The following is a 24,887-nucleotide window of genomic DNA, read 5'->3' on the forward strand; positions in this document are numbered from 1 at the left end:
GGGTAGCCATGGCGCAGCGTTCGATAGGCCAGGAGCAGTTTGGTTTGCCGGGCGACCCCGGCCGTCATCAGCGCTCGACGAACTTGCCAAGCTGATCGACTGGAACTCAGTGGCAGCGCTTCTTGACCCGCTCTACCCGGTCAGCAAAGGGGAACCCGCCTGGCCGCCAGTCGCGATGTTCAGGGCGCTGCTTCTTTCGATCTGGTACGATCTGTCCGACGTGAAGCTGGCCGAGGCGCTCGACGATCGTTCCTCCTTTCGCCGCTTCTGCGGATTTTAGGCAAGTGAAGCGACGCCGGAGCGCACCGCCTTCGTCAGATTTCGCAGGCTGATGGTTGCGCACAACTTGGACCGGCAACTGTTTGAAGAAGTGACCCTGCAGCTCAAATCCAAGGCGGAGATGGTCAAGACCGGGACATTGGTCGATGCCCAACATTGCCTCTGCCAGTGAGGATGACGACGACGCGCGCTGGGTTAAGCACAAGGGGAAGCGGGCGGTTCATGGCTTCAAAGCCCACGTTGGTGCCGACGCCGATACAGCGTTGGTCGAGGCAGTCTCGATCACATCGGCCAATATCAATGACGGCAATGCAGGCCCTGAAGCGTTGCCCAACAATCCCGGTGAGGTTTTTGCCGACAGCGCCTATCTCGGCAATCACTTTCTAGGTGCCGTGCGGGCGAAGGGCGGTGTTCCCCGCATTGTCGCAACCGGCATGTGGGGCCGCAATGAAACCGAAACGCTGCGCAAGCGCCACCAATGGAACCAACCCATCCATCGCGTCCGAGGGCGGATCGAGAAGATCTTCGGCACATGGAAGCGCAGCTATGGCTTGCGCCGAATGCGATGGCGAGGTCTCGCCAAAGCCGCAGTCCAAGTCCACCTCACCCCCATCGCCTACAACCTCAAGCGCACCCTGAATATTCTCGCGTCCCAACCCTGAAGTTTGCCGCACTCCGATCATACCTTTCATGGCGCGGGACATTCCGCCGCCATGGGCTAGGAAACCGGTGCAATCTCCACGCTCTTCCCCCACGCGCGCACAGGCCTCATTAAACCCTGCAAAATGTAAACTGTATCGTATCATAGAATGCTTTATCGAAATTCCAAAGCAGGTTTCCGTCTGCAATCAAACGGCTTCCGAACGACGACTTTGAGGAATGACAAGCCTGCCAGATGGTTGCGGTTTAGCAGCGTTTCGCTGATGGCAGCCGGTGCCATCACGACGAAGAGCGTCCGCGCGCAGCACGTCGACGGCTCCGAGGCCGCCCGTTCGCGCGTAACCATCGGGGGCGACTTCTGACGCCAGAGCAATCTGCCTCAAGCGGAGCGAGTTTGCTCTGCGATGCAGGAGAACTCTAACTGCGCCGCGCATCCGGGCATGCCGGGATTATCCTACCACGCTTGGATGTGGACGACGGCCACCCGTCAGCAAATCCGTCGGACATCGGGTCGCGCCATCACGTCCCGCAGGCGCATCAAGGCGAGGAACTGCACGTTCAAGCTGATGAGCCAAGGGGGCGATGACTGTTCGAGCCTATGCGCGACGACGACGCTTGCACGCAAGTTCGAGGAACGCTGTCACAGCACCGCCATGAAGCGCGGGACGAAGGGGATTGCGGATCGATTCGGGCCGAGGTAACAGAGTGCAGAGCGCGCGGCCCTCCGACACGTCGATCATGTCGCCGAGCTTGGCACCGAAGCCTGACGAAGCGACAATGGCCGAAACGCGATTATCCATGCTCATTCCGCGATCGGCCGATTGATCGAGAAGACGCCCTGCGCCGCCGCCACGATGTCCGAAGCATCGCGATCCTACACCTCCGCAAAGCGAATGCCCTACCCTCCGCGAGGCTATAACAATGCGCCCACACCGTAATCTGGCATCCGGTCTCAGACCGCCGGACGTCAACCTTGTAAAAACAAAAATATGCCATTCGGTTTACATAATTGCTGATGACTGCTACCGACCTATGTAAGTTATGGAAACGCATTCGAATCGCCTGCTCGTCTTCGCCTTTGTCGGCACCCTGCTTGCAACGCTGCTGGTGTTCGCGGTCTGGCTCTTCTTGGGTAGCAATCCCTACGGGCGCGATTACCTCATACGGTTCGAAGACAGCGTTACCGGCGTCAGCAAGGGTTCGCCTTTGACCTTTTCGGGCGTGCCGGCCGGCTCCGTGACCGAGGTGCGCCTCGCCGAGAATGATCCCTCTACTGTGCTGGTGACAGTGCGGCTCGATCCCGATATTCCGATTGCACGCGGGGTGGAAGCTACGGTCTCGCGATCCTTCATCCGTGGCGATGCCACCGTAAATCTTGATGGCGCGCGCAATGGAGCGCCACCGATTGTACCGATAGCCGGGGAGCGACTGCCGGTGATCCCCGCCAAAAAGGGCGGCCTTCTGGGTCCAGGCGGAGATCCGAAGGCCCTGATCGAGAAGATCAGCAGCTCTGTGGACAAGGTCTCGAGCAACCTGGATGCCAAAGGTCAGGAGCGCGTGCGCGCGCGTCTCGCACTGCTCGCCGAGAGATCGGAGGACTGGTCGGGCAGGGCGTCGCACATTTCCGACGGACTGACGGGCGCCGGGGGAAAAGTGCAGCGGGTCGGCGAGTCAATCTCCCGCGCCGGCGACTATGCCGAGCGCCTGAATGCGAGGATCGAGGCGCAGCGGGGATCCGGCCCTGGCTCGCTCAGGGAAAAGCTGCGCAGAGCCCAGAGTGCCGCCGAGGAGTTTGGAGCCAAAGTTGAGGCGGCGCGCCCTGCAATCGGGAGAATCGACTCACAGCAGCAGAAGATATCCGACGAGGCGCAGTCCGTCCGTTCGACGACGCAGCGGGTCGAGGAGCAGGCTCAGCGGATCGATCGCGAGGGTCTGCAACTCTTCGGCGCGCCGAAGTTGCCTGATTACAGACCTGGGAACGGGGCCGCTACACCGGCCGGCGTCCCGCCGCCGCGCCGATAAAGACGCCACCGATGGTACCTGTCGACAGGCTGAGGGTATAGCCGCACCTGCATCCATGCTGTCTGCATCAACGCAGCATCATCGCAAGGGCGTGGCCTTGTCTAGTGCTCTCGTCTAGTGTCAGGAGAACCTCGCGTTCCCAGTGCGAGAAACGGAGGTCAAGTTGACCAAATTGGATCAGGAGAAACCGAAGCGCGGAAGGAAGATCGGGCGCCCGACCGCCGCAGATGCGATCCGATTGACCGGCCACATCCTGAAAAGCGCGCGCGAGGTCTTTTTCGAGCACGGGTTCGATGGAGCAAGTGCCGACATGATTGCCGAGCGCGCTAGGATTTCGAAGCGCACGCTCTACGCCAGGTTCGGCAGCAAGGCTCGCGTGTTCGAGGCCGTGATTCTCGATGAAATCGGCACCCAACTGCGGGCGCTCGAACCGACCGTAGATGACAAGCTCGACATCGCAGCAAGACTTCAGGAGATCGCCGACGTCCTGCTGGAATGGCTGCTGACCACGCGTGTCGCGTCTATGGAGCGCGTCGTCATCGCACAGGCCGTGCGCTTCCCCGCGCTCGCGGCGAACATCCACGAATTCGGCTTCCAGCGCGCCGCGAAATGGGTCGCGAGCATCCTCGCGCACGCCAACGCCAAGGGCGAACTCACGCTGTCGGACCCGGTGTTCGCCGCCGAGCAGTTCGTCACCCTCGTGGTCGTGGCTCCGATGCGTCGCTCCGCGCTGGGGCTCGCCCCCGCCGCCTACGACGCGGCCGCACGGGAGCGCGTCCGGCGCAGCATCGAGTTGTTCATCGCTGGCTGCCGGGCTCAAGCCTCAGGCAATGGACGATCGTCTTGAGCGAAGCCGAGGAGGATGTATCGCTCGGCGAGCGTGCGCGGTTTGCCGAGCTGGCAAGGATCTTCGCACGTCATGGCCTGAGCGGTCTCGCTTCCCGCATGGGCCTGATACCAGGCCGCTCCGCGCTACCCGTCGAGGCGGATGCCCCAGGACGCGTGGTCGCGATGCTGCGCGATCTCGGACCGGTAGCCGTTAAGCTCGGTCAGGTTCTGGCCACCCGCGAAGACCTCCTCGGGCCAGAATGGGTGGCAGCGCTTTCGACGCTTCAGGACCAGGTGCTGCCGCTGCCCTTCGAGCAGATCGAAGACGATCTTGTGGCGGCGCTTGGCGCACCACTTGAGGAGGTGTTTGCCCGGTTCGACCGTGATCCCATCGCCGCGGCCTCGATTGCTCAGGTCCATGCCGCCGCGCTCCACGACGGGACGGAGGTCGTGGTCAAGGTGCGGCGCCCCGGCATCGCCGCCCGGGTGGATGCCGACCTTCGGCTACTGCGAAGGGTCGCGCGGTTGGGGGAGCGACGCTCGCCCGAGCTGAGGCGGCTCAAACTCGACGAGTTGCTGCGCTCTTTCGCCGAAGGCTTGTCGCAGGAGATGGACCTGAGCGCCGAAGCAGCGGCCTGCGAGAGCATAGGCGCGTACCTCGTAACCTTGGGCGTCCGGACGCCCAGGTTTTTCTGGGACCATATCGGACGGCGCGCGAACGTGCAGGAGCGGCTTGTCGGCGTGTCTGTCCGCGGCACCACTGCGTCAGGTGTGGATCTTCCGACCGCGAAGGCAATCGCCGGAACATATGCCGACGCCGTTCTTCGCATGATCATCTTCAACGGCCGCTTCCATGCCGATCCACATCCCGGCAATGTGTTCGTCCTGACCGATGGCGCGATTGCGTTCATCGATTTTGGTGCGGTCGGAATCCTGACCCCAGCGCGCCGATCGGAACTGGTGACACTCGTACTGGCGATCGCGGGCGACGATCCCCACGCCGTTGCCGACGTGCTGATGCGCTGGTCGGGGGACTATTCGGTGGACGCGCAAGCCCTGCAGCGAGACCTGGAATCGCTGATCGGCGAGTTTCGCGGCGCCGTCCTTCAGCAGATCGAGTTGTCGGTGATCTTCTCGCGCGTCTTCTCGCTTCTGCGCGAATACCGGCTCACGCTTCCTTCGGATCTCGCTCTCCTGCTACGAACGCTCCTTACCGCCGAGGGCTTCGTGCGCAGCCTCGACCCGGAATTTAACATAGCAGCCAGGACCATGCCGATTGCCCGGGAGTTGATGCGCGAACGACTGAGCCCCGCTGACCTCAAAAAACGCGGGCGACGTTTCGTGGCCAGCCTTGGACGGCTCGCGACCGCGTCTCCTGAGCTAATCACCCTGGCAGAGAATATTGCGCGGTCAGGCGCTGTGCCAATACAGATCCAAACTTCCCCGTCATCTTCGCGGATAAAGAGGAATTCGACGGCTGATCCGCACGTTCTTACCGCCGGTTCATTGATAGCGGGCGCTATCCTCGTGGAGGATCATGCGGTCGCAGGGGTCATCCTGTTTTTTGTAGCGATTGCCAATTTTCTTTGGGCTGGTCTCTCGAAGCGCACGTGAAGTTTTAGCTGGATACCGTAATGCGCCGGCGTTTCAAGAGTATCTAATTCGGGTGGCTGTCCCTCAGAATGATGGCGCTGGAAACGGGGCTCAAGTGATCGGCCCCAAAAATCATGAGAGGAACAGCCACGGAGTATCTTGCCGGAATCGATGTCTCTCTGCAAGAGAGCAGCGTGTGCATCGTGGAGCCGGCTCGGCGTTCGCCGACAAGATTAAGGTCCTCACAACTGAGGGTGAAGTGACGGGCGATCACTTGTTCGTCGGTCGGGGGGGGGGGCGTAATGCGAGACGAACGCCTCGCGTGTCAGCAAACGCCGCTGGATGCGAGCGCCTCCTCAACCGCGACGTCCCTGCGACCGACAGCATAGGGACCATCCCCGCAAAATTACCGAACGCGACATACGAATTTAGGTCAAGCACTGAGGGCATTCGGACTGCCGGACGACGCGACTTTGAGGACCTGCTTTGTGACCTGCCCCCCGCTGCTCCCGCGGTCATAACGAGAGTCCGCCGGTTTGATATTCGTGCTCGCCCGCCGGCACAAGCGCGCCGGGTGTGACGCTTCCATTTTGCAGGAACGCCCGGCGCGCTTGTGCCGGCGTTCGGTTCCCCAACGATGAGTGCGGCCTGACGTTGTTGTAGTCGTAGCGCCAGACCGCCAGCTTGCGCCGGGCATCGGTGAGGCTGTCGAACAGCTCCTCGTTGAGCAGTTCGTCGCGCAGCGACCCGTTGAACGATTCAATGAACGCATTCTGCTGCGGCTTGCCCGGATCGATGTAGTGCCACTCGACCCGGTTCTCGCTCGCCCACTTCAGGATCGCCCGGCTCGTAAACTCCGTCCCGTTGTCGCTGACGATGCAAGCCGGTTTGCCGTAGAGCCGCACCAGTGTGTCCAACTCGCGGGCAACCCGAGCGCCGGAGATGCTGGTGTCGCCGAGCAAGCACAGGTTCTCCCGGCAGGCATCGTCATTGATCGCGAGGATACGGAGCCTGCGCGACGCGCCGAAGGTATCAGCCACAAAGTCCAGCGACCAGCGATCGTTCGGACGCAGCGGCACAGGCATCGGCGTCCGACTGCCGCGTGCCCGCTTGCGACCGCGCCGTCGCCGCACCGACAAGCCTTCCTCGCGATACAGCCGGTAGAGCTTCTTGTGGTTCATCACGTGCCCCTTGCGTTCGAGCATGACGCCAACACGCCGGTAGCCGAACCGGCGGCGCTGAGCGGCGATCTCGCGCATCTCCTCGCGGATCTCAGCATGGTCAGGCGGACGTTCTCGCCTGACCGTCTTGGGGTCTACGCCAACCAGCCCGCAGGCCCGGCGCTGTGAGATCTGGTAATCCCGCATCACGCCGAGCGCTACGTCCCGTCGCTGGCCTGGCGTCGTCAGACTTTTCCCAGGAGGTCCTTGAGGATCGCATTGTCCAGCACGCTTTCGGCCAGCAACCGCTTCAGTTTGCTGTTCTCCTCCTCGAGCAGTCGCAAGCGCCGTGCCTCCGATACCTCCAATCCGCCATACTTGGCCTTCAGCTTGTAGAAAGTGGCAGGGCTCAATCCATGCTTGCGGCAAACCTCGGCAGTCGGCAGCCCAGCCTCCTGTTCCTTGATCATCCCGATGATCTGCTCCTCGGTGAAACGACTCTTCCTCATTCGTCTGCTCCTTCGCTTGGGGCAAACTCTACATCAAATCGAGGGAGCCAGCGTGGGGCAGGTCATTTGCATGATCGCGCAACTGGCCGTTCGGTCCGACGTAGCGATAGAGCGTCGCGCGGCTAGAGCGTTTTGCACAGCGCGTGAATCGCGAGGGATTCCATCGGCGGGAAAATTCTGATTCATCGTGCGTGCTGGGCAGGAGGCCAGCAAAGATCGCCAGAGCTCTATCGCAGGATTTACGGAATCGGTTTGTTGCGGCGACGGAAGCCGGGATGAGTTGCCGAGCCGCGGCCGCTCGTTTTGGGGTTGGGGTCGCCACAGCGGTCCGTTGGCGGCAGATGTCTCGCGAACATGGCCGCGCCATTGCTGGCAAGCCCGGTGGCGATCAGCGTTCCTCGAAGACCGGCACCCATGCCGATCTGATCATTGCGATGCTCGATGAGGATCGTTATACCACGCTGGCCGAAATCCAATCGGGTCTTGAGGGGCAAGGCGTGCATGTCGGGATCGGCACCGTAGCCGATCCCCGGCGAGCGCATCGCCATCGGCTGCACGCTCTTGCAGTCTCCGGGGCCAATCAGCCCTTCAACATATGTCGGGCACATCCGCGCCTGCCGCCGATCGCCCAGCATTGCCACAAACGGCCGAAGCCACTGCGCCAAATCATCCCGCCAAACATCAAAGCTAACGGTGCGGGAGCCGTCCACGCCAGGTTCTGCGCAAAGAACGACCCGGCATGGTTCTGCAACCACTCACGGGCGGACGGCGCGGAGGAAGAAATTCCATCGCTCCTGAAAAAACACTTCCGGGTCGATTTCGGCTGGGTTCACAGTTCCCTGCCGCAGCGATTTGGGCAGGCCATCCATCAGATCGCACAGCATGTCGCACAGCAATTGAGGGTCGGCATCGATGATCCGACCGTTTTCCTGTGCCACAACAATCTGGTCACACACAGGTGCCCGCGCTAAGTGCTGCCACTCGTTAAAGCGCGCGCGCAGACTTTCATTATGCGCAGATTCGCACAGAAGCAGAGTACTGAAGCAAACCAGATCAGGTGTTACCGAGCTATCGAACAGTGTCTTGATGGTGTGGCGCAAAGCATCGATGGAACATTCAAAGCCAGGTGCGCTGGCATCGATTTCGCCGACCATTCTGGCGATGCGGTAGTTTACCACCGCAACCAGCAATGCCTCCTTGCTGGGGAAGCGGCGGTAGATCGTAAGCTTCGAAACGCCCACGTGCGCGGCGATCTCGTCCATTCCGGCGGCACCATAGCCTTGCGCGACAAACACCTCATAAGCACCGGCCAGCACCGCATCAGCGATCGCGGCTGCCTGCTCACGGGTGGGGCGGCCTGGGCGCCGTTCATCGTCGGTTCGCGTTTTCTGCATCTCTTCGCAGGTTGTTTAGCACGCGCGACAAAAAAATAAACCCGCTAGTTGCGTTTTGAAATCGAGCCTGTAAAGGAACTCTCCAGTATCGATAATCGCGCCAGTGGAGGCTCGCTCCTTGTTCCAGTTTTTCCGCACTCACCCACTTGGCGCGCGTTATGCAGCTGCACCTTCTGCCGCACTTGCCGCTGCGCTCATGGTGACAGCCGCGTGCAGTACAGAGCAGCAGACGCCGCCTGCACCCCCACCCGTCGCGGTCACTGCGATCACACTAACCGCCGAGCCGGTGCCCAACATCATCGAGCTGCCAGGCCGTATCGAAGCCGTGCGCAGGGCCGAAGTTCGGGCGCGCACCAACGGCATCATAGAGCGGCGGCTCTACATCGAAGGGACCGACGTGCGCGAAGGCGCACCCTTGTTCCGAATTGATCCACGCGATCTTGAAGCGCAGGTGCAGCAGGGCCGCGCCGCACTGCAACGCGCGGTGGCAGCGAGGCGCAATGCCGCCCAGATCGTCGAGCGCTACCAGCCACTCGTTTCCGAACGTGCCGTCAGTGCACAGGAGTACGATCAGGCCCAGTCAGACCTCGCACAGGCTGAAGCGTCGGTTGCCGATGCCCGCGCAACGCTGTCGCGTTCGCAGTTGGAACTGAGTTACACGACCGTGCGCGCGCCCATTGCCGGGCGTATCGGTCGGGCGCAGGTGACAGAGGGCGCGCTCGTCAGTGCGACCGAAGCCACGCTTCTGACCACGGTCGAGCAACTCAACCCGGTCTATGCGGTGTTCACCCAATCCAGCGCCCGCGTTCAGGATATCGCCCAGCGTGCGCGCAGCGGGGAGATCGTGCTACCCGATCTTTCGCGTGTCGAGGTTCGGCTGATCCTTGAAAACGGGGCACAATACGGTCCGGTGGGGCACCTGAACTTTGCCGACCTCACGGTTGATCCGTCGACGGGCAGCCAGGTGCTGCGCGCAGATTTTCCCAATATCGAACGTATTCTGCTGCCCGGCACCTTTGTGCGCGGCCGCATTTTTGCTGGCACGACCACTGATGGCATTGCCGTCCCCCAAGCGGCTGTTCAAATCGCCAGTGAGGAAGCATCCGTAACCATCATCGCCAGCGATGGCACCGCCCGGCGGCGGCCCGTGGTGCTGGGCGGACTGGTCGATGGCAAATGGGTTATTCGCTCTGGCCTGAAACATGGCGAGCGTGTCATCGTGACGGGCTGGCAAAAGGCCCAGCCCGGCCAAAAGGTCCGCGTTCAGCCCGCCAGGAACGGCCGCGCGGCCGCTGCGCCTGCGCAGTCTGCCCCAAAGCGTTGAGGGGGCAGGCAGCATGAACCGCTTTTTTGTCTACCACCCCGTCTTTGCATGGGTCATCGCTGCGTTCGTTGCGCTGGCCGGCATCATCGGCCTGACGAACCTGCCGATCGAACAGTATCCGGCGGTAGCTCCGCCGGCATTGTCGCTGAATGTCAGCTATCCGGGAGCCGACGCTGAAACGATGGATCGCACGGTTACCGCGGTCATCGAAAAGGAAATGAACGGCGTCGACAACTTCCTTTACATGTCCTCGACCAGCCGTTCGAGCGGCACAGCTGCGATCACGGTAACGTTTGAGAGCGGCACCGATATGGACGTTGCCCGCACCCAGGTGCAGGATCGCCTCAGCCGGGTGGAACCGCGCCTGCCCGAAGAAGTGCGGCGCCAGGGTGTACAGATCCAGGAAGGGTCCGCCGGTTTTCTGATGCTGGTGGCGCTAACGTCCAAATCCGGTGAAACCACGCCGCTGGAACTTGGCGATTATGCTTCCAACAACATCGTCGAGGAGCTGCGGCGGATCGAGGGCGTTGGAGATGTGCAGCTGTTCGGCTCGCAATATGCTATGCGCATCTGGCTCGATCCTGCCAAGCTGGCGGGCTACAGCCTGTCTTCCAGCGAGGCTTTGGCCGCAGTGCAGGAGCAGAACAGCCAGACGGCAGGCGGTTCGCTTGGCGATCAGCCGCTGGCGGCAGGTGCCGCATTCAGCGCCAAGATCGTGACGCAGAACCGGTTTTCCAGCGCAGAGCAGTTTCGCGAGATCATCCTGCGATCCAATCCCGACGGATCGACAGTGCGGCTGGGCGATGTTGCGCGCGTGGAACTGGGCGCGGACAGTTATCAGTTCAATGCCACGCTGAACGGCAAACAGATTGCCGGCATGGCGATACAGCTGGGCAACGGTGCAAATGCGGTCGCGACTGCTGAGGCTGTGCGCGAAAGGCTCGGCGATCTGGAGCGATCGTTCCCGCCCGACATCGTCTGGCAGGTTCCCTTCGATACGACCCCGTTCATCAACGCTTCAATCGAGAGCGTGATCATGACCCTCATCGAGGCGATGGTGCTGGTGTTTCTGGTGATGTTCCTTTTCCTGCAGAACTGGCGCGCCACGCTCATTCCGGCCCTGGTCGTGCCGATCGCGCTGCTGGGTGCGTGTCTGGGGCTGTGGCTGTTCGGTTTTTCGATCAACACCCTGTCGTTGTTCGGGATGGTGGTGGCGATCGGCATTCTTGTCGATGACGCGATTGTCGTGGTGGAAAATGTCGAGCGTATCATGGCAGAAGAAGGGCTCAACCCGCGCCGTGCCACGGTCAAGGCGATGGGCCAGATCACCGGCGCGATTATCGGCATCACGCTGGTGCTGGTCGCTGTGTTCGTGCCGATGGCGTTCTTCCCGGGATCGACCGGCGGTATCTATCGCCAGTTTTCGGTTACGCTGGCGGTTTCGATCTTCTTTTCGGCCGTGCTGGCCCTGACGCTGACCCCGGCGCTGTGCGCCACCTTGCTCAAGCCTCACGATCCGAACACGGCAGGTCACGCGCCGGAACCGCAACCGGGCGTTCGCGGATATCCGCAGCGGTTCTTCAACTGGTTCAACGACCGGTTCAACCGCACGACGCAAAGCTATGCCGGTGGTGTCAGCAAAATGGTGGGCCGCCCGTTACGCTGGCTGGCGGTGTTTGCGGTTGTCTGCGTGGTCACCGCATTGCTGTTTACACGATTGCCCGGCGGATTTCTGCCGTCCGAAGACCAGGGCTATGTGTTCGTGAACTATGACGCCGCCCCCGGCAGTACGCTGCAGACGACAGGCGCTGCGATCGACAAGACAGAGACGTTCCTGCGCCAGCAACCACAGGTCAAGGACATCGTGTCGATCCGTGGCTTCAACTTCTTCGGTCAGGGCCAGACGGCGGGTCTTTCCTTCGTCAACCTGACGCCGTGGGAAGACCGCGCCGGTGCCGAAAACAGCTCTGAAACCCTGGTCAACAAGATCAGCGGCTTTGCCCAGGACATTCCCGAAGCAACCATTTTTGCGCTCAACCCGCCGCCGATCCAGTCTCTGGGCAACGCCAGCGGTTTTTCGATGAAGCTGGAGCACCGTTCAGGTGACAGGGCGGCCCTGATTGCAGCGCGCGAAGAAATTCTGGCGCGGGCAGCAAAAAGCCCGTTGCTCATGGGCGTCCGGCCTGAAGGACAAGGCGATGGCCCGCAACTGTATGTCGACATCGACCGCATTCAGGCGCGCGCACTTGGTCTTTCGATTGCTGACGTCAACGCAACGCTCTCGATCAGCTTCGGCTCGGCCTATGCCAACGACTTCGTCCGCGAAGGCAATGTACTGCGCGTCTATCTGCAATCCGATGCCGCAAACCGGATGACGGATGAGGATGTCGGCAATCTGCGGGTGCGCAATGCGGACGGCGAGATGGTTCCCTTCTCTGCCTTCACGACAACACGGTGGACAGCCGGCCCGCAGGCGCTTGAGCGGTATAACGGCTATGCCGCCCTGACAATTTCCGGGCAAGCGGCACCCGGCGAATCCAGCGGTGCAGCACTGGTCGAGATGGAGCGCATCGCCGATGAGGTTCTGACTGGCAACATGGCCCATGAATGGACGGGCATCGCCTTTGAAGAAAGGCAGGCAGGCGGCCAGATCGGCCTGCTGCTCGGCCTGTCGATGGTGGTCGCGTTCCTGCTGCTCGCGGCGCTGTATGAAAGCTGGCCGATCCCGCTGGCGGTGCTGCTGGTGGTGCCATTCGGCGTTCTGGGCGCGGTGCTGTTTACGGCGTTGCGGGGTTTTTCCGCAGACGTTTATTTCAATGTCGGCCTCATAACCATCATCGGTCTGGCGGCAAAGAACGCCATCTTGATCGTCGAGTTCGCAATTGCCGATGAACGCGGCGACAAGAGCTTTGTCGAGGCCACGATAGAGGCCGCCCGCCAACGTCTGCGCCCCATCCTGATGACAAGCCTGGCGTTCATTCTGGGCATGGTGCCACTTGTCATCGCCAGCGGTGCAGGCGCGGCCAGTCGCAACGCTGTGGGCACCGGTGTGATGGGCGGCATGATCGTGGCGACGGTGTTGGGCATATTTTTCACGCCCGTTTTTTATGTGGCAGCGCGCAAGTGGCTGAGCCGCAAGCACGACCATATGGCAGAGGACCGGGCTGAGGACCGGGCAGCGGACGCAGCTGACAACGGCACCGCAAAGCCCGGCACAGGGGAGACGGCGCATGCGTAAACTGATCGTCGTCCTCGGCGCTACCGCGCTCGCCTCCTGCAATCTGGCACCGGAATTTCGCCAGCCGGCAGCGCCGGTATCGCCCAATTATGCGCAACCATCAGAAGGCAGCCGCCTGGCCAGCAATATCGGCTGGCGGGAATTTTTCGGAGATACCCGGCTGCAAGCCTATATCGAAGCCGCACTGGCCAACAATCAGGACCTTGCCCAGTCAGTCGCGCGCATTGAACAGGCACGGGCGCAATACCGGATTACCGAAGCCGATCGTCTGCCGCAGGTCGATCTGTCGGGGTCAGGCACACGCACCCGCTCACCCATCAATGCTCTGGGCTTCGGCAATACGCTGCCCGGCGGCGGAGGCGGTGAACAGCCGACCTCGATCGACATCACCCAATACAATGTCGGCGTTGCAGTCTCTTCATTCGAGATCGATTTCTGGGGGCGGGTGCGCAACCTGCAGGATGCAGCCCGCGCGAGGTTTCTGGCGACCATAGAGGCAGAGCGGGCATTCCGCCTGTCGCTGATCAGTCAGGTCGCAGCCACCTATCTGGCGATCCGGTCCGGCGAAGAACGTATCGCACTGGCAGAGCAAACACTGACCGCCCGGACGGAGGGCCTGCGGATCGCAACGCTGCGCGCCGATGCAGGGGTAACCTCGGTCGTCGATCTCGATCAGGCCACGGTGCTGTTGACTCAGGCAGAAACGGAGCTAGCGGACCTACAGCGGACGACGGATCAGTCGCGCAATCTGCTCGACGTGCTGGTCGGTGGGCCAATCGCTGGCTCGCTGCCGGAAGGACAGCCGCTTTCCGATCCGCGCCAGTTTCGTGGTCTGGATGCGGGCCTGCCATCGCAACTGCTCGCCAACCGGCCTGATGTCCTTGGGGCTGAACTGCAACTGAGGGCAGCAAATGCTGACATCGGCGCAGCGCGCGCAGCCTTCTTCCCAAGCATTTCCCTGACCGGCAGTCTCGGCTTCGCATCACCTGCCCTGGGTAGCCTGATCAACACTGATGCGCAGAACTGGTCGTTCGGTGGCGCGCTCGGCCTTCCAATTTTCGACTGGGGCCGCCGGGAAGCGGAGCTGAAGATCAGCCGCGCTACCGCTGATGAACTCACTGCAGCCTATCGGCGAACCGTGCAGGAAGCATTTCGCGAAGTGTCTGACGCCTTGGTCGGCAGGCAGCGCTACGCACAGCAGATCGCGGCACAGGAGCGCGCCGTTACCGCGCAACAGCGCCTCGCCCGTGTGGCGCGTCTGCGCTATCAGAACGGCATATCGATCTATCTTGAGGTGCTGGATGCGGAGCGTAACCTGTTCGCCGCGCAGCAGCAATTGCTCGCCCTGCGATCGGCAGAGCTGCAGAATGGTGTCTCGCTCTATGTCGCGCTCGGCGGAGGCCTCGCTGAGCCGCCTGTCAGTGGGGACTGAAAATTCCCGTTCAGCAGTAGGCCTAGCCAGGCTGGCATAGAATCGTGCTCTCAGACCGCTGAATGCAGGCACGATTTCGAAGCAATTGGATGACAAGGTAGGGACTGACCGGTTAATCCGTTTCTGGAGCGTGATGTCATTTGACTGATTAAAAAGGGGATCCCTCTGGGCCGGTTTTGACTCTAACGTGATGGCGTAGCCGGCCCTTTGAACTGATGGGGTCGTCTAATCGCGTGCCGTTTGGCAAGCAGTTTCTTAGCTGACCGTATGCCGGGTTCAGGGTCGTCTTCGCGGTCGGCATGCGCCGCCGCACGGTGGGTCTTCGCAGGACGGAGCCTTCCTAGGTAGACGGCGCACTCGGCAGAAGTCCGGAGGTTGTTAGCGTCGGATTGGATCTGGCGAAGAACTTTTTAAAAGTTCACGTGATCGCGAGTGACGGCATCGTTCTGATCCGCCGCAACCTTCGGCGCGCGGAGGTAGTCGGCCTCTTCCGATCTTCCGGCCTCATTGGCATGCAGGCATGCGCATCGGCGCATCACTGGGCTCGGGAACCGGTCGCATTGGGCCACGAGGTTCGGCTGATCCCGCCCACTTATGTAAAACCCCATCTAAAGCGTGGAAAGAACGTTGCAACAGATTCCGAGGCGATCTATAGGGCCGTGCCACGTCCTACGATGCTAAAGGCACTGCATGAGCGAAAAATAAGCTGCCTATTTAGTGCACGGTCAGCGTTGCACAGGCTTGCCGCTCAACTTAGGGCGCTCAAGAGCGAGATCGATGGTCTATAGGCCCGGAAGATCGCATGGTATCGCTCAGGCGAGACGAGCCGACGGCGCGCTATGATATAGGGTATTGGTCCGATAACGGCGTCCGCTATAGCTGCGTCGATGCTCTACGCATCCCTGTTCCGATCCGGGCGCCAGTTCGCAACCTGGCTGGGTCTTACGCCTCGAGCAAACAGCTCCGGCGGCAAGAAAAGGCTTGGCGGGATCTCCAAACAGGTTGTTGGCTACCTGAGAAGATTGCTGGTGGTTCGGACGACCGCAGTGATGCGGATGTCGCGCAAATGTCCCGCCCGGCGACCTTGGATGGCGCAGCTTTTGGAGCGGAAACCTGTCAAGATCGCGATAGTCGCGCTCGCCAACATAACAGCGCGGATCGCTTGGCGGTGATGTCGAGCAAAGAAGTCGACGCGGCCGCGTCTGCGTGAACGTCGTCCCACGCTGCCTTCGTAGCACGGTAGCAGGATGGCGTAGGAGTAGCTGAGTAATGATGAGAAACCGGTCAGAGCGGCGGGCGTCTACACATGGACCAACAACGGCCGCAGTATGACACTGCTGCGCCGGTGCAGGTGCCATCCACGCTATCACGTCACGTCACAAGCATATGGAATCATACCACTTAGATTCGAATCAGACCCTGAGGCATGTTAAAAAAAGGGCGGCCTTGCGGCCGCCCCAAAGGCTTGTGGAAAGAGTATGGGAACAACAACGGCTGTTCCCATGCCCTCTCGGGAGCATATTAGATTTTACGGCGATAGTAAAGTCCTTTATAGATTTTTTCCATTGGATTGACCCTGTGCCGAAGGCGGCGATAACGGTGGACACCATCAAGGCCATGATGTTATCGCGCACTAGGCTGGCGACGCGGTCCCGGTGAGCTGCGTGGCATTCTAGCGCTACTTTGGCAGAAGTGCATTTTCTGGATTCCCATGAGTCGTTTTTGGTGGGTCATAGGGCGTCAGCTTGTAGAGGCTAGCGACGGTGAATGTTTGGCGGGATGATCTGGCGCAGTGGCTTCGGCCGTTTGTGTCAATACTTGCCAATCGGCGGCGGGGCGAATGTGTCCTGCATATGTTGAAGGGCTGATTGGCCCCGGAGACCGCAAGAGCGTTCAACCGATGGCGATGCGCTCGCCGGGGATCGGCTACGACCAGCTGCATCATTTTATCGGTGGTGCTCTTTGGGATAGTGCGCCCTTGGAGCAGGAGCTTGCCAGACAGGCTGACGCCTTGCTTGGAGGCAGCGATGCATGGTCGATCATCGATGACACGGCTTTGCCCAAGAAGGGGCGGGCCTCTGTCGGGGTTGCGCCGCAGTATGCGTCAGCTTTGGGCAAGAACGCCAACTGCCAGACCCTTGTATCGGTGACGCTGGCATCGAGCGAAGTGCCCGTCATGACCGGGCTTCGCCTGTTCCTGCCCGAGAGCTGGACCAGCGATGCCGCACGGATGGATCGCGCCAAGGTGCCTGAGGAGTATCGCACCTACCGCTCAAAGCCCGAGATCGCCCTGGCCGAGATCGACCGTGTACGTAAGGCTGGTGTCCGCTTCGGCGGGATACTTGCGGACGCCGGATATGGCTTGTCTGGCCCGTTCCGACAGGCACTCACGGAGCGCGGCCTGACCTGGGCGGTGGGCATCCCTTACAAGCAGAAAGTATATCCGGCCGACGTTGCCATGATCTTTCCGGTCACCGGACGCGGGCAGCCACGCAAGAACCATGTACCCGACGTCCTTTCGCGCCCCGCCCAGGAGATGCTGGAGAGCGCAAAGTGGCAGACCGTGAGCTGGCGGCGCGGTACAAAGGGCAAGCTGTCGGCGCGGTTTGCGGCCATGCGCGTGCGGGTCGCTGACGGGCCGCCGCAGCGTATCGGTCACCTTGGCCAGCAGCATCTTCCTGGCGAAGAGGTCTGGCTGGTCGGCGAGCATCGCTCCACCGGCGAGCGTAAATACTATCTCAGCAATCTGCCCAGCGACACGCCTCTCAAAAAGCTGGCCGGTGCCATCAAAGCTCGGTGGGTATGCGAGCAGGCCCACCAGCAACTCAGGAAGAGCTCGGCCTCGATCACTTCGACAGACGATCATGAAATCGCCTGTACCGACATGCCCTCATGAGCATGATCGCGTTCGCCTTCCTGCAAGCCCGCCGCCTATAGGCAGCGCGTCGGAAAAAAAAGGAGCCCGAGCCCACCGCCGCGGCCGACCCTGCCAGCCATAAGGCAAGCAATCATAACTCAGCTGGGCCAGCCTCCACCGCCAACATGTCCCCACTGTCGTAGAAGATGGCGAAAAATGATTCGCAGGAAACTGCCAAAGTAGTGCTCATGCCATAGTTCCGACCCAGCCCCGTAATGGTCTCGATCAACGATTCACGCTGCGGCTCTCGATAACGACCTGCCTAATCCGACGTGTCGCATAGGCCTTCTCCGAGTTGGGGCTATGCCTGCCGGCGGCGACGGCGTTCCATCACTCCAGCGGTTACACGGCCCTGCCATAAATCGGCATGAGCCGGCAACCTACCAAGGAGTGCAACCCCGCCGATATCGCAGGTCTGTTCGGCGGAATCGAAATTAATAAAAGGCTTTACGACATGCCAATAGACAGGGTATTGCTTGCTGCTAGGACAGGACACCAAATCTACCCTGTCCCGAGACAAAGCCCTGTTGATTGGGTTGTCACATTTTTTGATATCGAATTTTAAGTGGGGCGGTGTGCGCCGACCCGAAAAAATAACTGGGGTGGGGATATGAAAAAGATCAAAAAAGCCTCTTGGCTGGCAGGTGCTGCTTTAATAGTTTTCCCGCAGGTATCTATTGCTCAAGACGGGGAACCCGAAGAGCTAGACGGCAGCAGAAATGTCATTATCGTAACCGCACAGCGCCAGGCTCAGAGTCTTCAAGAGGTGCCAATTGCAGTATCCGCCTTTGATGCCAAGGCGCTCGATAGCCAGCAGATTGAAAATGCTGCTGACCTCCAGTTAACCTTACCTAATGTCTCTTTTGCCAAGGGCAATTTCACAGCATCGACGTTTACCATTCGCGGAATTGGTGATCTTTGCGTGGGGGTTACATGCGATTCAGCCACGGCCATTCACGTCAATGGATCGCCCCTTTTTGGTACTCGGCTATTTGAAACTGAGTTTTTCGATCTGGAGCGTGTCGAAGTTCTCCGCGGTCCTCAAGGAACGCTATTTGGGAGAAACGCGACATCGGGAGTAGTGAACATTGTTACCGCGAAGCCAGAAATGTCAGAATTCGGTGCTTCAGCTGAACTAGAGTATGGTAACTTCAACAGCATCGAAGCCAGGGGGATGATCAATGTCCCGATCGGGGACAAAATTGCTGCGCGAGTGTCGGGAATTTATATAAAACGAGATGGTTACACAACCAATCTGTTCAATGGTTCAGATATTGATGATCGCGATTTGTACGCTGTACGCGGATCATTGCGCTTCGAGCCTACCGACGATACCACGATTGATCTGATGGGGTACTATTTTCGCGAGAAGGACTCCCGGCTACGAAATCAAAAGCAGGCTTGCCAACGCGATCCTCTTGGCGTTCTCGGTTGCCTAAACAATCGGCGCGATTTCGAGACCACCAATGCTAACTCAACCCTAGGTGGTGTGCTTGCGTCAGCCGAATTTTTCGCAATCCAGGGTATTCCGACCCAACTTGGACTCGGCAGTCTGTATGGCCCCGACGCCTTCGCCAGCTTTGATGGGCCGGATGACATAAGGACCGTCAACACCGCCTACACACCTTTCTACTTTGCCGATGAATTGCAACTTCAGGCCCGCATTGAACAGAACATTGGCGCGATCACGCTGACAGCAACTGGGCTTTACCAAAATACCGAAGTGGACTCGCGGCAGGACTACTTTCTTGGCATCCAGGATCGAAGCAGTTTTGCCACAGCACTGAACACCCTGTCGTTCTTCGGAACGAATGGGCTGCCGACGGGACTGGCTTCACCAGCCCCTGCCTTTATTCCTGGATCGTCCAGCTATTTCTCTCCAATCGTCAATGGCCTAATACCCAACGGTCCTCAGGGTGCGCTCTGCACCTCAAACAATGATGATGGAAACAGAGGCGCATTTGAAGGAAACTCGGTGTGCAGTGACACGCCACTCTCATTCGACAGGTCTTCTGAGACCCGTGAATCGTGGAGCGCAGAAATACTGCTTGCCACTGATTTTGACGGGCCATTCAACTTCCTACTTGGAGGGATTTATGCTAAATCAAAAACTATAGACAATAGCTACTATGTGAACTCTTTCGCTCTCGATTATGCAAGCTCAATACTTGGGTCCTTTGGCTCGCTTTCTACTGGATTACCACCCTCCTACCTCGCAACTTCAATGTTCCGGAATAACTCTCTTGAATCAAACCTGGAAAGCTTCGGCATTTTCGGAGAGATTTATTTTGATATCACTGAGAGACTGACGTTTACTGGAGGGCTGCGCTACAACGATGACAAGAAAAACGTGACCGCGCGGAACACGTTCGCGAGTTTTCTCAATCCCTACTCCAACGATGGCGATGCATTTAACTCACCATTTATTGCAACTTTCGACGCTGATCTCGGACTAGCGGGAAATCAGCTCGTTCAATTTCGAGAAGTTGGTTTTAACGAAATAACCGGTCGCGCAGTTCTCGACTATGAGGTATCTTCAGACAACACAGTTTATGCCTCTTACTCTCGAGGTTATAAATCAGGTGGAATAAACCCACCGCTCATTCCGATTTTCAATGTTCCTGAGAGCTTTGGATCAGAAACGATCGATGCTTTCGAGATCGGATCGAAGAATGTATTCGCCAATGGCAATCTGCAGCTGAACGCAACAGCCTTTTACTACAAGTACCGCGGGTTACAGCTCAGCCGTATTGTAGCCAGAACTTCAGTAAATGATTCGATCGATGCCACTATCTGGGGAGTAGAAGTGGAATCCATCATTCGTCCAGACCCCAACTGGCAAATTAACCTGACGTTCAGCTATCTGAGCGCCGAGGTTGACGGCGATCAATTCTTTTCTAACCCACGTGATCCCGGCGGCGGTGATCCCGACGCTGTGATCATTAAAGACATAAGCAATGGCTCCAATTGCGCCGTGACTGGCTCAGCGCCTGGAGCCGCAGATGCGTTCGTTCGAGGCGTCAACGCGAGACTTGGGCTACGCGGACCTGAAGAATTCCCGTCGGACGGCAATATCGCGTCAAGCGGCGCTTTCGGCATATGTGATGTCCTTTCAAGCTCGGCCCCCACTGGTAGCGGGATCAGTGTTTTGAGTCCTGGAGTAGAGGTGAACATCGATGGCAATAAGTTACCGCAGGCACCTGAAATGAAGGCAGCGGTGGGAATTCAGTATACTGCCCAGTTCATCAACGGTATGACGCTCGTTCCTCGCTTTGATATCGCTCTTACCGGTAAGCAATATGGCAATATTTTTAACGGGCGGATTAACCGAATTGAGCCCTTCGTTCAGGCAAATGCAATTGTGCAATTGAATAGCGCAGACGAACGGTGGTTCGTTCGAGGATTTGTTCAGAATATATTTAACAGCAATTCTCTCACCGGCCTATATGTCACGGATGCTTCTTCTGGTAATTTTACCAATATCTATACCCTAGATCCACGGCGTTATGGAATTGCGGTCGGCGCGAATTTTTAATGCATTGTTATTTGTACCGTGCCTTGTTGTATTACCATGATGATATTTCGTGGGTGTATCGCAATGAGGAATCTGGCTATCAAATTGTGAGGGTTTAGCGATAGAAATATTTGCACCTTAGTTTTCTTTTCTTTGAAGATTATCCTAACAGGGTACGCGGCCTCAATAATAATCCGCGTGACAATACATTTTTCGATTTAAGATCTTTGTGTTCTGTTATTAAACATAGGCTCGATTGCCGTCCTAGCCTCGGCCATTTTGAATCCTAACCCTCAGTCTCATTGTTTCTGGTGCAAACCAGGCTGAGGCCGGTCGAGATTAATTCGTCAGTTTTTGGTTTTCCATGAATAATATGAGAGGAAGTCATGATTACTGTGAAACACCTTGGTCGCTCGCTCCGGCTGATTTTAGCCACAAGCGTAATTTTCCCCGGTGTAGCGGTTGCACAAGAAGTAAATAACACTGCCCAAGGTGACGAGCGTCCAAGCACCCTTGACAGTATCGACGAAATTCTTGTTACAGGCACCAAAACCAGAGATGCCGAAAACGTGCAGGACGTGCCGATTGCAGTCACCGCGTTCAATTCCGGCACACTCGAAGCCTACAAGATCCGTACTATCTCGGGCCTGTCGTTCCAAGCGCCAACCGTGAGCCTAGATGATGTCGGCACCACGCGGGGCACGGCCAACTTCACAATTCGTGGTCTCGGGATCAATTCCTCAATCCCTTCGATCGATCCAACCGTCGGGGTGTTCGTGGACGGGGTGTATCTGGGAATCAACGGCGGTGTCGTCTTCGACCTGTTCGACCTTGATTCGGTTGAAATCCTGCGTGGCCCACAGGGAGTATTGTTCGGGCGCAACGTCACCGGTGGCGCAGTATTGATCAACACCGGCAACCCGACCGAAGATTTCCGCGGCAAGTTTCGCGCGGCAGTCGATGGCCCGGCGCTCGATGGCGGCCGCGGTGGCGCAAACTACACCGCCAGCGGAGTGATCAGTGGCCCGATCGTTGAAGACGTACTGTTGTTCAAGGTTGGCGCCTATTACAACAAGGACGAAGGTTACTTCACCAACCTGTTCGACAATTCGAACCATGGTGCGGCGGAAACCATGATCTTGCGCGGCGCGCTCGAAGCCCGTCTCGGCGGCCTCACACTACTCGGCAAGCTCGATTACTTCGAAAGCGACGGCGATGGTCCCTCGAGCCAGAACCGGGCACTTTTTGACCGCAACAGTTTCGATTTTTCGATCGATGAACCGGGCGCTTATGCCAACGAGATCTGGACCGGCTCGCTGACCGCAACAATTGACATTGGCCCCGGCACATTGACTAATGTGTTCGGTTACCGCAAGTATGATTCTACGACGCGTGGTGATATCGATGGAACTCCGCGTTTTCTTTTCCACTCCACCTCCGAAACCGCTCAAGAACAATTCTCTAACGAGTTGCGCTATGCGATGTCGTTCGACAGTCTCGAGCTTACGGTCGGTGGGTTCTACTTCAATCAAGATCTCGCATACACTGAAACCCGGGCGCTACGCCGCGACTTGCCACCTGCATTTCAGCCGCCGGTGTTCTTTGGCGGTGGGGCGCAGGATCACGAGGTGATCGGAGTTTTCGCTAACGCGCAATACCAGCTGACAGATGCTTTGTCGCTAATCGCAGGCATCCGCTGGAACCAGGAAACCAAGGAAGCAGGCGTTACTTATCTCCTGCCCCGCGCCACCTGCTCATTCGTCCAAGGCACCTGCCCTACTGGTACTGCTCCCTTTGATCCTGCGACCGAGCGCAACGGCTTCACAGATCGCGTGCGGTTCCGCAACCTGTCGCCCAAACTCGGCCTGCAATATGAATTCGCCAACAGCCAGATCTACGGCCACTGGAGCCGCGGTTATCGCTCGGGCGGCTATAACTTCCGCATCACTGATGTTGCAGTGTTCAACCGGGCTTTCAACCAAACCGGCTTACTTGGTTTCGATGAGGAAAAGGTCGATAATTACGAGATCGGCGGTAAGTTCCAGACCGAAGATGGGTCGTTCACCCTCAACGTAGCCGGCTATATAACCAAGGTGGGCAACATGCAGCGCGAAGTGAACCTCTCCGATCCGGGCGCCGGCATCGTCCAAAACATTCTTAATACCGCCGATGCCACGATCAAGGGGTTCGAAGCCGAAGCGCGCATGCGCGTGTCGGAATCGCTGGCCTTCACGGCCAACATCGGGATCGTCGACGCGAACTATGACGAGGTGCTGTTCGACATCTCGGGCGATGGCATTATCAACGATGCCGATCTGGACCTAAGCCTGCCGCGGGTTCCCCCAGTCACGGTCGGCCTTGGTTTGATTCACGAGCTGGACCTCGGCAACAGTTCGATCCTGACGCGCGTGAACTACCAGTATCGCGACAAGGCAGCTTACACCGATGACAACCTCGGTTGGCTGAACGAACTGAACAACCTCGAAGCCAACATCACTTGGCAAACCCCGATCGAAGGCCTGTCGCTGTCGATCTATGGTCGCAACCTGCTGGATGAGGTGCAGGAAGGCGGTGATACTCAGGTTCCTTTCAGCGGTCCGAACTCGACCGGCGTGCGCCGTCCGTTCGGCCCCAACCCGACCCAAGGCACCTTCACGCCACTCATGCGCGGCCGGAACGTGGGCGTGGAAGCGCTGTTCGAGTTTTGATGTTGAGGGACGATCGCCCCTACGGGCGATCGTCCTTCTGAGGAGTATGCTATGTTGGCCAGAGAGACCTGTGTGCGAATGGTCTGAACGGCGGTTTTGGCGAACCCGCACCGTCACATGCGACGCAAGTTGGACGCCTCGAAAAACCCTCGCCTTTGAGGCGCTGATTTGATTCAATGACCGCCGTATTGAATGGAGGCGATGTTGGTCGGCCGCCCTTGCCGCGAGCGCTTCGCCGGAGCGCTGCCACCGGCTGCCAGCGAAACACCTCGAAATCCACTATCGCCGCCAATGGCTCAAGCCGATCCCCCGCCGCACTCATAGCCGCATATCGATCCGACAGATCAAAGAAACCAGGCTGACCCACCATCATTGACCCCACTGATCGACGGCGGAAGTGAATTAGGTCAGCGCCCCAATGAGACTTTTCGAAGTGTCCAGATAGCTCCCGATAAATCAAGCAACAGGCACCCCGGCAAGGCAGTAAATCAGGCCTCTGCGCAAGTAGTGCGAGGCGTTCTTCAGTCGATTGCATTCGGGATTATAGCTAGATTTTTAGATAATTGGTCAAGCAGGCGTCTTAACATAGCTTTCTCATCGGGTTTAAAACCCATCCACAACACTTCGTGTAATCGGTCGGCAGCTAACCTCAGTTGCGGTAAAAGTTCCTTAATATCCTCCGTAAACCTGATCTTCCAGACCCTCCCATCTGAAGGCGTTTTTTCTCTCTCGGCTACTCCACGTTTACAAAGAGCCATAACGGCCTGGCCGATCGTTGCCGATTCAAGTTCAAGCCGTTTGGCTATCTCGCCTTGGGTCAGGTCAGGTTCCTGCAACAGCAAACCGATAATCCTCCACTGAGTTCGGTTCAGACCAAGTTCGGCAACCGACAGGTCGTATGACCGTCTGGCCCGCCGACTTATCTCGTCCATCAGATACAACATCCGGTCGTCGTCACTGATGGTAGACCGAAGATCCGTCGGACCCTTAGGTTGGAATTCTGAGCTAACCATGCAAGCTCAATAAGCAAACCAGAACGAAAGACCAAGGAATTATCGTCAAACTCTCATCGATCTATGGCACGACCCTGGATTTCCTCCGCTTAGCCCCTTCTGTGGTTGATGCCCAAAGTGTAAAACGACCCCGGACCTGGCATACGGTGAGCTCGCAAACTGCTTGCAAAACACCTCGCGATTAGACGACACTATCTGGCCTGATTCTGTTGAAAAACTCGCACTTGCAGTGGCGCCAGAGTATTGATTCTATGTCTTCGCGAGCAAGCGGAGACGGCCGATGATGGGCGAACGGA

The 24,887-nt window shown here is 58.6% G+C and carries 14 protein-coding genes and 2 pseudogenes; 12 read left to right on the top strand and 4 right to left on the bottom strand.

Annotation, left to right across the window (positions count from 1 at the left end):
• The 5 genes from IP68_RS20285 to IP68_RS15015 all read left to right on the top strand — a co-directional run.
• Positions 1–280: transposase (locus IP68_RS20285; RefSeq protein ID WP_197275818.1), on the top strand; the 280-nt coding region annotated here is incomplete at its 5' end.
• 145 nt (positions 281–425) lie between these two features.
• Positions 426–941 carry a transposase gene (locus IP68_RS20290; RefSeq protein WP_197275819.1) on the top strand — a complete coding sequence of 172 codons (516 nt, stop codon included), beginning with the start codon at positions 426–428 and terminating at the stop codon, positions 939–941.
• A gap of 1,039 nt (positions 942–1,980) precedes the next feature.
• Positions 1,981–2,961 carry an MlaD family protein gene (locus IP68_RS15005; RefSeq protein WP_054135827.1) on the top strand — a complete coding sequence of 327 codons (981 nt, stop codon included), beginning with the start codon at positions 1,981–1,983 and terminating at the stop codon, positions 2,959–2,961.
• Between the two features lie 163 nt (positions 2,962–3,124).
• Positions 3,125–3,808, top strand: coding sequence for a TetR/AcrR family transcriptional regulator (locus IP68_RS15010; protein ID WP_054135828.1), 684 nt, complete (start codon positions 3,125–3,127; stop codon positions 3,806–3,808).
• Positions 3,805–5,403 (top strand): AarF/ABC1/UbiB kinase family protein, encoded by a 1,599-nt coding sequence (locus IP68_RS15015; RefSeq protein ID WP_054135829.1) that lies wholly within the window; start codon positions 3,805–3,807, stop codon positions 5,401–5,403. Before IP68_RS15010 ends, IP68_RS15015 begins: the two co-directional genes overlap by 4 nt.
• Positions 5,404–5,897: 494 nt before the next feature.
• Here IP68_RS15015 and IP68_RS15020 read toward each other — a convergent pair.
• The 3 genes from IP68_RS15020 to IP68_RS15035 all read right to left on the bottom strand — a co-directional run bounded on the left by IP68_RS15020 (position 5,898) and on the right by IP68_RS15035 (position 8,445).
• Positions 5,898–7,051 (bottom strand): IS3 family transposase gene (locus IP68_RS15020; RefSeq protein ID WP_156318178.1). Its coding sequence is split into 2 segments (ribosomal slippage): positions 5,898–6,793 and positions 6,793–7,051, totalling 1,155 coding nucleotides; the frame shifts between segments, so codons are not numbered across the junction.
• Between the two features lie 239 nt (positions 7,052–7,290).
• Complete coding sequence (locus IP68_RS20845) at positions 7,291–7,761, bottom strand: hypothetical protein (RefSeq protein ID WP_156318180.1); 471 nt, start codon at positions 7,759–7,761, stop codon at positions 7,291–7,293.
• Between the two features lie 45 nt (positions 7,762–7,806).
• A complete protein-coding gene (locus IP68_RS15035; protein WP_054135832.1) occupies positions 7,807–8,445 on the bottom strand; it encodes a TetR/AcrR family transcriptional regulator in 639 nt (212 codons plus the stop codon).
• Between the two features lie 118 nt (positions 8,446–8,563).
• Here IP68_RS15035 and IP68_RS15040 point away from each other — a divergent pair, with 118 nt between their 5' ends.
• From IP68_RS15040 to IP68_RS15065, 7 genes and pseudogenes are all read left to right on the top strand, one after another.
• Positions 8,564–9,769, top strand: coding sequence for an efflux RND transporter periplasmic adaptor subunit (locus tag IP68_RS15040; RefSeq protein ID WP_231684070.1), 1,206 nt, complete (start codon positions 8,564–8,566; stop codon positions 9,767–9,769).
• Between the two features lie 13 nt (positions 9,770–9,782).
• Positions 9,783–13,007, top strand: coding sequence for an efflux RND transporter permease subunit (locus IP68_RS15045; RefSeq protein ID WP_054135834.1), 3,225 nt, complete (start codon positions 9,783–9,785; stop codon positions 13,005–13,007).
• Positions 13,000–14,439 carry an efflux transporter outer membrane subunit gene (locus tag IP68_RS15050; RefSeq protein ID WP_054135835.1) on the top strand — a complete coding sequence of 480 codons (1,440 nt, stop codon included), beginning with the start codon at positions 13,000–13,002 and terminating at the stop codon, positions 14,437–14,439. The genes IP68_RS15045 and IP68_RS15050 overlap by 8 nt, the downstream gene beginning before the upstream one ends.
• A 389-nt stretch (positions 14,440–14,828) precedes the next feature.
• Positions 14,829–15,611, top strand: a pseudogene (locus IP68_RS19810) (transposase).
• Positions 15,612–16,202: 591 nt separating this feature from the next.
• Positions 16,203–17,499, top strand: a pseudogene (locus IP68_RS15060) (IS701 family transposase).
• A 467-nt stretch (positions 17,500–17,966) separates the two neighbouring features.
• A complete protein-coding gene (locus IP68_RS19815; protein ID WP_082382399.1) occupies positions 17,967–20,891 on the top strand; it encodes a TonB-dependent receptor in 2,925 nt (974 codons plus the stop codon).
• A gap of 365 nt (positions 20,892–21,256) precedes the next feature.
• Entirely contained in the window at positions 21,257–23,578 is a 2,322-nt protein-coding gene (locus IP68_RS15065; protein WP_054135837.1) for a TonB-dependent receptor, read from the top strand.
• Positions 23,579–24,099: 521 nt separating this feature from the next.
• Here IP68_RS15065 and IP68_RS15070 read toward each other — a convergent pair.
• Positions 24,100–24,510, bottom strand: a complete 411-nt coding sequence (locus IP68_RS15070) for a MarR family winged helix-turn-helix transcriptional regulator (protein WP_197275820.1) — start codon at positions 24,508–24,510, stop codon at positions 24,100–24,102.
• Positions 24,511–24,887: the final 377 nt, after the last annotated feature.

The organism is Blastomonas sp. AAP25 (assembly GCF_001295965.1).
GTDB classification, from domain to species: Bacteria; Pseudomonadota; Alphaproteobacteria; order Sphingomonadales; family Sphingomonadaceae; genus Blastomonas; species Blastomonas fulva.

Coding starts and splice junctions, on each gene's coding strand:
- IP68_RS20290 (WP_197275819.1), top strand. CDS start 426: ATGCCCAACATTGCCTCTGCCAGTGAGGATGACGACGACGCGCGCTGG.
- IP68_RS15005 (WP_054135827.1), top strand. CDS start 1,981: ATGGAAACGCATTCGAATCGCCTGCTCGTCTTCGCCTTTGTCGGCACC.
- IP68_RS15035 (WP_054135832.1), bottom strand. CDS start 8,445: ATGCAGAAAACGCGAACCGACGATGAACGGCGCCCAGGCCGCCCCACC.
- IP68_RS15045 (WP_054135834.1), top strand. CDS start 9,783: ATGAACCGCTTTTTTGTCTACCACCCCGTCTTTGCATGGGTCATCGCT.
- IP68_RS15050 (WP_054135835.1), top strand. CDS start 13,000: ATGCGTAAACTGATCGTCGTCCTCGGCGCTACCGCGCTCGCCTCCTGC.
- IP68_RS19815 (WP_082382399.1), top strand. CDS start 17,967: ATGAAAAAGATCAAAAAAGCCTCTTGGCTGGCAGGTGCTGCTTTAATA.
- IP68_RS15065 (WP_054135837.1), top strand. CDS start 21,257: ATGATTACTGTGAAACACCTTGGTCGCTCGCTCCGGCTGATTTTAGCC.
- IP68_RS15070 (WP_197275820.1), bottom strand. CDS start 24,510: ATGGACGAGATAAGTCGGCGGGCCAGACGGTCATACGACCTGTCGGTT.